The organism is Photorhabdus viridis, assembly GCF_040256935.1.
GTDB lineage: Bacteria > Pseudomonadota > Gammaproteobacteria > Enterobacterales > Enterobacteriaceae > Photorhabdus > Photorhabdus viridis.
This window is the reverse complement of record NZ_JBEJZY010000460.1, coordinates 1-226: the sequence shown is the minus strand read 5'-3', so window position 1 is coordinate 226 and position 226 is coordinate 1. Positions and strand designations below refer to the sequence as shown.

The following is a 226-nucleotide window of genomic DNA, read 5'->3' as shown; positions in this document are numbered from 1 at the left end:
CACAGTAGGCAGGCTGCTATCCAGTATTTCAACCAGCGCGGACTGGGTCAGCAGAACCACCGGCGCTGCATCACTGAGCATATAGGCCAGCCGTTCGGCCGGATAAGCCGGATCGAGCGGCAGATAGGCGCCGCCGGCCTTAAGGATGGCCAATAATCCCACCACCATCTCCAGACTGCGCCCGGCGCAGATGGCAACCCGGTCATCCGGTTGTACGCCGAGGGTC

The 226-nt window shown here is 62.4% G+C and carries 1 protein-coding gene; it reads right to left on the bottom strand.

Annotated features, from left to right (window positions below):
- A partial coding sequence (locus tag ABR397_RS24145; RefSeq protein WP_350307892.1) for an AMP-binding protein occupies nt 1-226 on the bottom strand: 226 nt, incomplete at both ends.